Below are 12,470 nucleotides of genomic sequence, written 5' to 3' on the forward strand. Positions count from 1 at the left end.
ATGAGGTACAAATACAACATTAGCTTCACAAAAGCCCTGCTCTACCTAATTTTTTGTTATAAAGTAATACTTATTCGTTTTTCTTTTTATATGCTTTGACCAAGCAGGTACTTATGGCACTTTCTAGTTTTGGTAAAATTCTTACCGTTTTGGATCTCTTTTCAGTGTCTCGCCCGATCATTAATGTCGATATCATTAGTGAGGAATTAGGACTCTCTAAACCCACAAGTTACCGTTATTTAAAAGAATTGGTTTCGGCAGAATTATTACAACGCCTCAGTGGAACTTCAGGTGACTACACACTAGGTTCTAAAATTGCCGTACTGGATTACATTTCCCGTACCACGGACCCTTTGGTACAGATCAGCATTCCATTTATGCAGCAAATTGTAGAACGTACCGAATTCGGCTGTCTGCTCACGCATTTAAATTACGATTCATGTATCGATATTCATCACGAACTATATAAAGACCTGACCACGCTCATTTATGGTCGTGGTTGTCCTCGCCCAATCTATAAAGGTTCTTCTGCCAAGGTGATTTTGGCACATTTACCCAAACAGCGCGTTTTGGATTATTATCGGCGCTTTGTAACTGAACTGTCTGAAGTTGGCTTTGCGCATAGCGAAGAAGAATTCCTGTTGCAAATGAAACAGATTAAAAAACAGGGCTATTATTTCTCGAGTGGAGAAGTCGATCCCAATCTGGCCAGTCTTTCTATTCCAGTGAAATTTTCTGCTAAGGAACCGCCTTTGGCCTTGACCCTGTTAGGCTCGAAAAACCGCTTTGAATTTACCAATTTCCAGAAGTTGATCGAAATATTACGCGACAATGCCAGTTTAATCGAAAAGAAATTTATGACCTTGACCCATCAGGAAGACATATTTTAACTTGAGGAACAGCAATACATTTTAATCTAAAAAATGTTGAATTCATTATTATATTCTCATAATATGATTATCGTTCTTCAGCATCCAGTGTTCCATGATAACGTGATGCCAGGTTAAAAACTCTCCCCAAATTAAAAAAGCTCATCACAGGATGGGCTTTTTTATGCGCTTATTTCCAATATTCTATAGCTTCTCATGCGGATAAAAATAACGGAAAGTCAGATTCACCCGTGGCTCAATAATTTTCACCGATTTCCTTAAAGTATGCTTCCAGTACTGCTGAGTCTTGCCACGCATAACAATCAGCTGACCGCTCTGTAACAGCACATCAACTTTGTCTGGCTTTTGCTTGTGCTTAAAACTGAATTTCCGGGTTGCCCCAAAACTTAAGGAGGCAATCACGGTTTCCTGACCTGTATTGGATTGCAATGTAGACTCATCATCACTATGCCAGCCCATGGCTTGAGTGCCATCTTCATACAAATTGGCAAGACAGGAATTAAACGCATGGCCAACCAAATTTTCGATATGCTGCTTTAAACGAAATAATCCGGGTGTCCAGACATGAGCTTGCTTGAATGTACCTGAATAATGATATGGGTAATTTTCATCGCCATACCAGGCCACTTTGCGTGCAGTTTTATAGTGTTTTCCATACAACAGTACTTCATCATGTTGCCAGGCCAGATGAGTCAAAAAATACTGCAAATATTGTTCACTCTGCTGAGGCGTTAGAATCAAGCCATAATCTTGTACAATGCCGTCATAGGGCAACAGATTGGCATGAGGTTCAGGCGCAAACAGGTCTAGAGTCATTAACAATGCCTATTGATTCAAGACAGCTGTTTTGAAAAGAAATTAACATGACTCAACCTCCAATAAAATCGTAATCCTTTCATCATGCAAACTTTTATTTAAGCTTGCCTAGAAGCGTACAATCCATTCGCCTCGGACATAGCGATAGTCATAATCAGGTCCATAGAAAGAAGCACTGCGGTTATATCCGGCATTCATACGTAGAAACTGTGACCCGCGAACAGGACTTTGCAGGTTCAGTTCAAATAACCGGGTGGATTGGCTTGATTCCTGATTGATTTTTTCACGCCCAAAGCCTACCGTTAAACCTGCTGACCATCCGGCAAAGCGCTGACGCCAACCTAGCGCCAGCATCGATTCTTCATAATCCTGAGGGTTGAAATATTGCCTGCCTACATCTTCTTCACTACTCCGGTAGGTGCGATATCGGGCTTGTAGCGTCAGTCCCAAGTCCAGTGAAGGCTGATAAATCAGTCGAAGACGGCCATGATCACGGCGGTTGTCATCTGAGAAAAATTGTGTTCCTGCAACACCCACAACGGTGACGTGTTCACCAAGTCCCTGATCCAGTGCAGCCCCCACAAAGGTAAAATTCGTTCCTGCATTTAGTGCAGGTCGGGTTTCTACCCAGTCTCGATTGGCAAAAACTTCTAATGCAGTCTTTTCTGCCAGTGATGTACGATAACTGCCATCAAAGGTGAATAAAGCATGATCACCCTGCTCAAATACGCCCGCTTCCAGGACCCAGCCATTGGCGGTCGCTGAATCAATGTTGCGCCCAATAAAGGAGACCTTCTGTCCATCCCGACTCCAATCATCCACTTGATACTGATAAGCACTACCACGGACACCTAAATAATGATCGGCATTTTCATATTGAGGCAAAAATTCTGCTGATAATTTACGGGTTTGGAAGCCTTCGCTATCATCACTGAAAAAGAATTCCGTTCCAGCCGCACGTTCACTTGGTGTCTGCTCTTGCTCTAACTCATTGGCCAGGCTGTGTGTAGTGATGCTGATGAGCAAAGGAACAAGCACGTAGATTCCAGTTTTTGTGTTTTTCATTTTGTTCCCCATGTTTTTCGTGTTTTGAACAACTCATCTAAATACCCTAAAATACTGGCGGGTTGTAGCAAGAAACTGTACATAAGTACATACAACAAAAAGCCACTGAAGTTTTTTCGCACCCTAAGTTCCAGCCCATCAAACATTCTGCGTTCAATCGAATAATTTAACAGACCCAGCAAGAACGCCATCGGTAATAAGGTCAGGGTCATAATACCGACAATCCAGTAGTGTCCAAAACAGGCCAGGATGATTCCAGGGATAAAGCCAAAGGTAAACGCGATATCTAACCAGGGGAAAACCAGGTTCCAGTAAATAAAAAACGTGGATAATCTTGGCTTGATTAAAATTCTTGGATGTTTGATAAAGGCTTCTATCATGCCGCGAGCCCAACGCTGGCGCTGTTTCACAAACAGTTTAAGCGTCGTGGGTGCATTGGTAAACAGACAGGCATCCTCACAATGTCCCACACGATGGCCTGCATTCAACAAGGCCCAGGTAAGTACAATATCTTCACCGACACATTCAGGCCATCCACCAACTTCGATCAAGGCATGACGGTCATAAATAGAAAAAGCACCTTGGGCTACCAAGGTTCCCTGATACAGTGACTGCATACGTTTGGTCGCCGCAATTCCCAAAAAATAGTCCCATTCCTGCGTTTTGGTCAGCAAATTTTCACGGGAATTCCGTACCAGAATTGTACCTGCGACCGCACGTGTATTCGGTGGATCTGCCAGATAGCGTTCGACAATATGGATTAATGCGACACGATGTAAATAAGAATCGGCATCGACTGTGATCACCAGATCATGTTGAGCCAGTTTTAGTCCTTCATTTAATGCATGCGCCTTGCCAGCATTTTGCTTTAGATCCAGCAAGGTAAGCCAAGGGAATTTGAGCTGGGCTTCCCGGACAATGTCTGCAGTTTCATCCCGGGAGCCATCATTGATGACAATCACCTGTAATTCACCCGGGTAATCCTGAACACTAATACTGACTAAGGTATCCTGGATTGAAGCTGCTTCATTATAGGCAGCGATCAAAATGGTAATACCAGGATAAGATGCTAATTGCAGGCGCTTAGGTCTTCGATCCATCATCAAGCTAAAAGCTGCAAATGAATTCATAAACCCCGGAATAATGGCAATCCCATAAACCAGGAAAACCGCTGCAAAATAACCAATATATCCGCTAAGATCATGCAGCCAGTTTTGGGAAATCCAAATTGAAAATACAGTCCAGCAACAAGCGCCTATAAGGGCTATCACAAACTTTAACCGCACAGAAAAATAGATAGAAGAATATGCTCTTTTGCTTTCATTAATGCTCATGAACGTTCTCCCCATCATTTATTACATGAATTTTCGTGGATTATCTTGGCGAAAGCCTGAGAGTACTGAAAACAGTTCATGACTTTTTTAGCTATCCAAGTTCCCATAAATTCATGAAAATCATTGTTATTTTGGGGGAGGATTTCACTTTAGCTAAAAAACAATCCATATTTTTTATAATTATATATATTTTGTGTACTTTTTGATAAATAAGTCACACTTTTTGATACAATTTATATCACTTATCTCAAATTGTTAATTTTTATATATTCGGGAAAATAGAAGCTTTTATATTAGCCGCTCTATTAAATCGGCCACCTGATAAATAAATTTTTAAAATTTAAAAAGCCTGCAAATTGCAGGCTTTTTATTTAATTATTAGAATAATTAACGTTGAACTTTCTGTTCAATCTCTTCGACACTGGTATGACGAACATCTAGCCCTTTGACCATATAAATCACCTGTTCGGAAATATTACGGGCATGGTCGCCAATCCGCTCCAAAGAACGCAGTACCCACATTACATTGATGACCCGTGAAATATGACGTGGATCTTCAATCATATAAGTCATTAAGGTACGGGTCGCAGACTGGTATTCACGGTCAATATCGGCATCGGCAAGCAATACTCGTAAAGCCTGATCAACATCCAGACGTGCAAAGGCATCCAGCGCATCATGAATCATTACACGAACCTGATTACCAATGTGACGGGTTTCCATATAGCCACGTGGCGAACTGCCCTCTTCACATAAATTTTGTGCAATGCGGGCAATTTTTGCCGCTTCATCGCCAATACGTTCCAGGTCGGTATTGGCCTTTGACATGGCAATCACCATACGTAAATCAATCGCAGCAGGATGACGGCGTGCCAGAATCAGGGTCAAGGCTTCATCAATCTCGGTTTCCATACGATTGACTACATTATCCTGAAATTGCACTTCAATCGCTAAAGCGGCATCAGTGTCTAACAGGGCATGAATACTGTTGGCCACTTGCTGCTCGACCAAGCCCCCCATGGTCATAAACTTGGTATTTACATCTTGCAAATCTTCATTAAATTGCGAAGAAATATGGTGATTTAACACCGGATTGTTTGGCAAGGGACGTACTCCACAACAGCGATTTTAAAATGAATGATCTTGTTTAATATTAAAGCATACCTACTATGAAGTTTTTATGACAAAAACTGCAAGATTAGCTGACTGGCTTGAACGACTTGTCAACCAGCCAGGTATTCATTTCTTCAAGGTCTTTTTCGGTCAATTTACCGACCGATGCTTTTAAACGCAGCACATTAATCAAATAATCATATTTTGCATTTAAATAATCCTGTTTGGCAGAAAAAGCGTTGCGTTGTGCCAGCAGCACATCGACCATGGTTTTTAGACCTTCCTGATATTGTGCTTTAGAGGCTTGGGAAACCACTTCCGAAGAGTCCATTGCGGCTTTTCGTGCCTGTAATTTGGCTTGATCAGTTTCTACCTGCATATAAGATTTTTTCACATCGGTGCTGGCTTTGCGAATTGCAGCCTCCAGCTGGGATTCGCTTTTCTTCACATTTACCGCGGCTTTTTGAATGGATTCTTGCGTTCGGCTCCCGGTATAAACATTCCAGTTCATCTCTACGCCAATCTGGTCAAACTGGCCATCACTGGATACCACATTTTGTGGGGACTGCTTGATATATCCATATGTCCCTACCGCCTCAATTTGTGGATATAAAGCGGCTTTTTCTACCCGTTTCTGGTCTTCTGCATAACGCTGCTGGATACGTGCCTGCTGAACAGAGAGATTCTGACTCAGTGCCAGCGCTGTCCAGGCATCCAGATCAGCAGGATAAGGCTTCTGAAATTGAAAATCATCTCGGAGTACGGCCAGGTTTTCTTGATAAGGTCCGATTAACTGGGTCAGCTGTTCCTGTGCCAAAACCAGTTGTACATGTGTGGCAATCCGGTTAGCCCGGGCACTTTGATATTGGGCATTGGCCTCACTGACATCGCTTTTTGCCACCAGTCCTTCTTTTAATTTGGCATTCATTACATTCAGCTGTTCAAACAGGGCTTTTTCTTCCTGCAGATTGGCTAGGGTTAAACTCTGCTGACGCAATATATTAAAATAACTTTCCGAGACGTTTAAAATGTGTTCCTGGCGCTGTAATTGTAAAGTAATTTCACTCAGATTAACGGAAGTTTTGATCTGCTTTAAACCTTCCCAGGCATCCCAGCGAAATAGTGGCTGACGAGCAGTAATGGCAATTTGTCGAGTAGTGGACGAGGAAGCCGTAAATGCATCTGCCGGAAAACCAGGAATACTGCTATCACTGCTCTGCTGGCTTTTACGCACCACATTTCCAGAAACAGTCACCGTTGGCAATAAATTCCCTTTGGCAATACCCAGATTGAGTTGATCTGCTTCATACTGTAAAAGATTCGCTTGCCAATTGGGATCGCTGTTTTTCGCCCGTTGATAGGCTTGCACCAAATCCAGAGCATGACTCCAGGGACTGAACAGCAACACACATGCACCAATGACTATTTTAATATCCATTTTTTATCGTAAATCCCGACCTGCGACCATCCATAGACATGCATATTTATAATAAAAGCTATGCAATATTAAAATGATCTGCTCAATTTTCCGTATGATTTTTATTAATTTTTGCCATCTGCTCAGCTGTTATTCATCAACCTCCCCATAACTGCGCCATCACCACAGCACGTAACCAAAATACTTCACAACACTACACAGACAAAGACTTTTTCAGTTATACAATACCCGCATACCCTGCAAATCATTGCCGCATGTACCCGATATAGAATGACTGTGCCGTTAAAAACAAAATTTTCTGTTAAGCAATACTTCCCTTTCTTTATTTTTATCCTTCTTATCGGGTGTCAAAAACCCGAGCCTCAACCTATTCAAGAACCGGTACAAAAACAATCACAACAAGATGAAACGGTAGATTTAACCCTATTATGCAAAAATCTTGAAAAAAGCATGCTGGCCATTACTGCAGAACGCACCACTTTTGCCCTGGAACAGATTAATCAGGATCTCAAGTTATGCTTGCCGCTGTCTACCTTAGCAGAACAACAACATTTATTAAAACTGTCCAATCAAATGTACAACAACTTCCTTAGTGTGGATAGAACAGCGCCACAGCAAGTTGCTTTCGAAGAGTATGCTTTTGATTTATCGCAGCATCCGACCATTCAACAAAACCGTTTTGAACAACTGACGTTACGTGATCAATATTTATTAAAACATAAAGGGCAAGCTTATATAGAGCTGTATGATCGCGGTAAAGGCCAGATCAATTATCGCCGTAGCCCCGAATATTTAGCCAGAATTTTTGCGCCTTATATGCCGCAAGCCGAACAGGTTTTTATCGAAAATCTGGCGGCACAAAATACGCTGCCGGTATTTTCAGAGCATATCTTGATGATTGAACCGCATGAAATTGTGACCCGGGCTTTATTCTGGGAAGAATATTTAAATCAATACCCGAAAAGCAGCTATCGCAAAGATGCGGAATATCTTTTACAGATGTATACCCTGTTTTTATTTAAAGGCATGAATGATTCGCCTGTCTCTGACACCTACCTGGATAAATATGCAGTGCAAAGCAGTTCAATGGATGAAATTGAAAAATTAGCCCAGGTCAAAAACTCACATTTAGCGGTTCAAGCGAGCAAGTTTCTACAATTTCTACAGTTATCCGAACAGCAGCGCTTACAAGAAATTCCTGTTCAGCTTAGCCTCAAAGAACAACAGTCGATATCTGAAAAACAGCTCACACTCAGACAGTTAGATGAATATTTGGGTTTACAAAATCTGAGCCTTTCCAACCCGCGTGACTGTTTTAGTGATGCCGTTTGTGTTTAAGCTGCCTGTCTGTCTCCGATCTGGACACCTGCTGAAAAGCGATGTTTTATGTGAATGTTTTTTAGTAGATGGACATGGTAGTATTGATTCATAGCTTGACGGAGCGCGAGTAATAACTCGCTGAGATCGCCTAAATTCTATATGCAAATATGGCATTTGAGGGTGAGTACCGTTGAACCTGATCAGGTTAAGACCTGCGTAGGAATCAAGCCATCAAAAAACCTAAGCCTTCAATTGATTTGTGTTGATTTTAAAATCATTCAATCAGATCAATCTGCCACGTTTTTGGTCGTGCTTGATTCGTTGATGTTATTCACAAGGATCATTACCATGGACCAATTAACGAATCGCTCTGCAACAGATATTTCCGCTCAGCATGAGCAAGATGCCAAATATCTCACCCGAATTTTACCCGCTTCCAGAAAAGTCTACATTCAAGGTTCGCGGAGTGACATTCAGGTGCCTATGCGTGAAATTTCCCTGACCGAGACCCCAACCGGTCTGGGTGGTGAACACAATCCGGCCATTATGGTCTATGACACTTCAGGCGTTTATACCGACCCGAACGTGGCCATTGACCTGAATAAAGGTTTGCCCAATGTGCGTGAAACATGGATTGAGGAACGTCAGGATACGGAACGTTTAGAGACGCTGAGCTCTGCTTTTGGACAGGAACGTCTTAAAGATATTCGTACGGCAGAAATCCGTTTCGCCCATATTCAAAAGCCGCGCCGTGCTAAAGCGGGCAAAAATGTCACCCAGATGCACTATGCACGTCAGGGCATCATTACCCCGGAAATGGAATATATCGCCATTCGTGAAAATCAGCGCCAGCAGGAAGGTGTCGATGCACGCCAGCATGCCGGTCAAAACTTCGGGGCCAAGAATCTGACGGAAATTACCCCTGAATTTGTGCGTCAGGAAGTAGCTGAAGGCCGTGCCATTATTCCAGCCAATATTAACCATCCTGAAATTGAACCGATGATTATCGGACGTAATTTCCTGGTGAAAATCAATGCCAATATCGGCAACTCCGCACTCGGTTCCAGCATTGATGAAGAAGTAGCAAAAATGACCTGGGCCACCCGCTGGGGTGCTGACACCATTATGGATTTGTCGACCGGCAAAAATATTCATGAAACCCGTGAATGGATTATCCGCAACTCTCCTGTTCCAATTGGGACGGTTCCTATTTATCAGGCCCTGGAAAAAGTTGATGGTGTAGCCGAAGACCTGACCTGGGAAATCTTTAAAGACACCCTGATTGAACAGGCAGAACAAGGCGTGGACTATTTCACCATTCATGCCGGCGTGCTTTTAAGATATGTACCGCTGACAGCTAACCGCTTAACCGGAATTGTTTCTCGCGGCGGCTCTATCATGGCGCAGTGGTGTCTGGCGCATCATCAGGAAAACTTCCTGTATACGCATTTTGATGAGATCTGCGAGATCATGAAGGCCTATGATGTATCCTTTAGTCTGGGGGATGGCTTACGTCCAGGCTGTATTCAGGATGCCAATGACGAAGCACAGTTTAGTGAACTGCGTACCTTGGGGGAACTGACCCATCGTGCCTGGGAGCATGATGTACAGGTGATGATTGAAGGTCCGGGGCATGTACCGATGCACATGGTCAAAGAGAATATGGACTTGCAACTGGAAGTCTGTAAAGAAGCGCCTTTTTATACTCTGGGGCCTTTAACCACTGATATTGCTCCGGGATATGACCATATTACTTCAGCGATTGGCGCTGCCATGATTGGCTGGTATGGTACCGCCATGCTGTGCTATGTCACGCCAAAAGAGCATTTGGGCTTACCAAACAAGAAAGATGTAAAAGACGGCATCATCACCTATAAAATTGCAGCCCATGCCGCCGATCTGGCCAAAGGCCATCCGGGTTCGCAAGTGCGTGATAATGCCCTATCCAAAGCGCGTTTCGAATTCCGCTGGGAAGATCAGTTCAATTTGAGTCTGGACCCGGATACGGCACGTAGCATGCATGATGAAACCATGCCGAAGGAAGCGCACAAATCTGCGCATTTCTGCTCAATGTGTGGTCCTAAATTCTGTTCGATGAAAATCACTCAAAATGTGAGGGATTATGCGAAAAATCAAACTAACGAGGGACAGGATACAGAGATTGAAGCAGGTTTGAATGCCATGAAAACCAGCTATCATGAACATGGTCAAAAATTGTACCACAAGCTGTAATTCTTAAAAAAAAATCTTTTATTTTCATAAAATTCTCAGTTAGGATGAATGTATGCTTTTCATCCTGACTGAGCTATATGAATATTATTAAACAAGCCACATATAACAACGACCAAGTCAAAATTCAGTCGCGTGAATATCTTTTTCGTGGCTTCATTCAGGTTGAAAAAGTCAATCTCTGCCATCGTTTATTTAACCAGAGCAAATTCACTCCTGTTATGCAGCGTGAACTGATTCACCGCCCTGAAGCTGCAGGTGTACTGATTTATGATGATACCCAGCAAAAATTTGCCTTGATTGAACAGTTCCGTGTCGGTGCAATGGATGATCCAGAATCCCCCTGGCAACTGGAAGTGATTGCCGGTGTACTCGATGGTGATGAATCGCCGGAAAGCTGTATACGTCGTGAGAGCGTGGAAGAATCAGGCTGCGAGATTGACCAGTTACAGCATTTATTCAGCTTTTATCCTTCGGCTGGGGCCTGTTCTGAACTGTTTCATTTATATAGTGCCCAAGCACATCTTCCTGAACATGGCGGAGTGTTTGGCATGCCGGATGAAGGGGAAAATATTCAGCTGCATATCATTGATTATAGTGAAATCACTACCTTATTGAGTAATGGCCGATTAAGGAATGCCCCGGTCATTATGGCCTTGCAATGGCTGCAACAACATATTAAAACAACAAGGAATGTCTAGGAGTCGGACATGACTTTATACCAACCCAATGAAGACCAGCAAGACTGGACCATTATTCAGATTTCAGACACACATTTGATGGATCAGAACGATCTGGAATTTGTAGAGATGAATCCGGAACACAGCTTTCATGCTGTGATGCAACAGATTCAGCAGCAATATCCGAGTACCGATGCCATTATTCATACTGGGGATCTGGCGCAAGTACCGGTCAAACAGACGTATACACGTTATTTATCTTATATGCAGAATCTTGGTATTCCCTTTTATCAAATTCCAGGCAATCATGACAATCTTGATCTCTTCCCTTTCTACCAGCATAAAAATCAGGTACACGCCATTCATTTCGGTAAATGGAGCTTTGTCCTGTTAAACAGTGCCGTACCAGACCGAATAGATGGCCGGATTGAACCAGAGCAATTACAACAGCTAGATCAACTACTGGCAGAACTGCAACAGCAATTTGTCATTGTGGCATGTCATCATCATCCTTTTGCCATGCAATCAAAATGGATCGATCAACATAAACTGAAAAACCCTGAAAACTTGACCGCTGTTTTAGCCAGGCATAGTCATGTTAAAGCGGTTATTTTTGGTCATGTGCATCAGGATTCGTGTCATGAATGGCAGCACATCCGGTTTTTCTCAACTCCGTCGACCTGTGTCCAGTTCAAACCTTTCAGTGAAAATTTTGCCCTGGATGACCAGGCCCCGGGGTTTCGTGTCCTGCATCTGAAAGCCAATGGTGAGCTTGAAACCCGAATTCAGCGTGTCCAAACAGTACGGCAACAAATTAATAGCGAAATTTCAGGTTACTAACTTTTCATTTTGCTTTTTTTCTATTACTTTATGGCTTCCGAAGGAAGCATGATCGATAGAATCCAAGCATCAAAGACTATCAAAAAGCACAAAAAGTCTATATGATGACGACCCTCGAAGGAGAATCTCCTTAGGGTTGGATAAAAACACTTGCATATCACCATATTTTTTGCGTATAGATAATACGCATATGATGAGGAATGCCCTATATGGCGAATGACAACCAAAATCAAGTCTTGGACGAACAAACTGATGTGGTAGATGAAAAATCTACCAAACGCGTGCGTAAAACAAAGCCAAAAGCGTCAGAAAGTGGTTCTACTGCTAGCTTATTTGGTATTGCACCTTATCAGCCTAAAAAAAATGAAGAATACATGTCTGAAGGACAGCTTGAGCATTTCCGCCAGATTTTATTGGCGTGGAAAGCGGAGCTCATGTCTGAAGTAGACCGCACCCTCAACACCATGCAAGACGAAAATACCGCATTGCCTGATGTTAATGACCGTGCCACACAAGAAGAAGAGTTTGCGATTGAACTCCGTACCCGTGACCGTGAACGCAAGCTGATTCGCAAGATTGAGCAATCCATCGAAGCGATTAAAAACGACGATTACGGTTTCTGTGAAACCTGTGGTATTGAAATTGGTCTGCGTCGTCTTGAAGCACGTCCAACCGCTACCCTTTGTATTGACTGCAAAACCTTGGCAGAAATCAAAGAGAAGCAAAATAACGGTTAATACTGTGT

11 protein-coding genes and 1 riboswitch are annotated in these 12,470 nt (G+C 42.8%); of the genes, 6 read left to right on the plus strand and 5 right to left on the minus strand.

What is annotated here, in order from left to right:
- Window positions 1–113 precede the first annotated feature (113 nt).
- Window positions 114–890, plus strand: coding sequence for an IclR family transcriptional regulator C-terminal domain-containing protein (locus ABJ384_RS13445; RefSeq protein WP_166169565.1), 777 nt, complete (start codon window positions 114–116; stop codon window positions 888–890).
- 183 nt (window positions 891–1,073) lie between these two features.
- On the opposite strand, the gene ABJ384_RS13450 is transcribed toward ABJ384_RS13445, so the two are convergent.
- The 5 genes from ABJ384_RS13450 to ABJ384_RS13470 form a co-directional block, all read right to left on the minus strand.
- Entirely contained in the window at window positions 1,074–1,706 is a 633-nt protein-coding gene (locus ABJ384_RS13450) for an alpha-ketoglutarate-dependent dioxygenase AlkB (protein ID WP_349927910.1), read from the minus strand.
- A 108-nt stretch (window positions 1,707–1,814) separates the two neighbouring features.
- Window positions 1,815–2,771 (minus strand): hypothetical protein, encoded by a 957-nt coding sequence (locus ABJ384_RS13455; protein ID WP_349927912.1) that lies wholly within the window; start codon window positions 2,769–2,771, stop codon window positions 1,815–1,817.
- A complete protein-coding gene (locus tag ABJ384_RS13460) occupies window positions 2,768–3,901 on the minus strand; it encodes a glycosyltransferase family 2 protein (protein WP_349927914.1) in 1,134 nt (377 codons plus the stop codon). The genes ABJ384_RS13455 and ABJ384_RS13460 overlap by 4 nt, the downstream gene beginning before the upstream one ends.
- Before the next feature lie 591 nt (window positions 3,902–4,492).
- Window positions 4,493–5,209 carry a phosphate signaling complex protein PhoU gene (gene phoU, locus ABJ384_RS13465; protein ID WP_086195193.1) on the minus strand — a complete coding sequence of 239 codons (717 nt, stop codon included), beginning with the start codon at window positions 5,207–5,209 and terminating at the stop codon, window positions 4,493–4,495.
- A 94-nt stretch (window positions 5,210–5,303) separates the two neighbouring features.
- Entirely contained in the window at window positions 5,304–6,656 is a 1,353-nt protein-coding gene (locus tag ABJ384_RS13470; RefSeq protein WP_349927916.1) for a TolC family outer membrane protein, read from the minus strand.
- Between the two features lie 270 nt (window positions 6,657–6,926).
- On the opposite strand from ABJ384_RS13470, the gene ABJ384_RS13475 reads away from it, so the two are divergent.
- The 5 genes from ABJ384_RS13475 (at window position 6,927) to dksA (ending at window position 12,462) form a co-directional block, all read left to right on the plus strand.
- A complete protein-coding gene (locus ABJ384_RS13475; RefSeq protein WP_349927918.1) occupies window positions 6,927–7,994 on the plus strand; it encodes a hypothetical protein in 1,068 nt (355 codons plus the stop codon).
- Window positions 7,995–8,083: 89 nt separating this feature from the next.
- Window positions 8,084–8,216, plus strand: a riboswitch (TPP riboswitch).
- A 108-nt stretch (window positions 8,217–8,324) separates the two neighbouring features.
- Window positions 8,325–10,208: a phosphomethylpyrimidine synthase ThiC gene (thiC, locus tag ABJ384_RS13480; RefSeq protein WP_349927920.1), complete on the plus strand. Its 1,884-nt coding sequence runs from the start codon at window positions 8,325–8,327 to the stop codon at window positions 10,206–10,208.
- A gap of 77 nt (window positions 10,209–10,285) precedes the next feature.
- Complete coding sequence (locus ABJ384_RS13485) at window positions 10,286–10,906, plus strand: NUDIX domain-containing protein (protein WP_180080868.1); 621 nt, start codon at window positions 10,286–10,288, stop codon at window positions 10,904–10,906.
- Between the two features lie 9 nt (window positions 10,907–10,915).
- Window positions 10,916–11,725 carry a 3',5'-cyclic-AMP phosphodiesterase gene (gene cpdA, locus ABJ384_RS13490; protein WP_349927922.1) on the plus strand — a complete coding sequence of 270 codons (810 nt, stop codon included), beginning with the start codon at window positions 10,916–10,918 and terminating at the stop codon, window positions 11,723–11,725.
- 209 nt (window positions 11,726–11,934) lie between these two features.
- On the plus strand, window positions 11,935–12,462 hold the full coding sequence (gene dksA / locus ABJ384_RS13495; RefSeq protein ID WP_086174133.1) for an RNA polymerase-binding protein DksA: 528 nt from the start codon (window positions 11,935–11,937) through the stop codon (window positions 12,460–12,462).
- The last annotated feature ends 8 nt before the right edge of the window (window positions 12,463–12,470 follow it).

It is taken from the genome of Acinetobacter sp. A1-4-2 (assembly GCF_040233925.1).
GTDB lineage: Bacteria > Pseudomonadota > Gammaproteobacteria > Pseudomonadales > Moraxellaceae > Acinetobacter.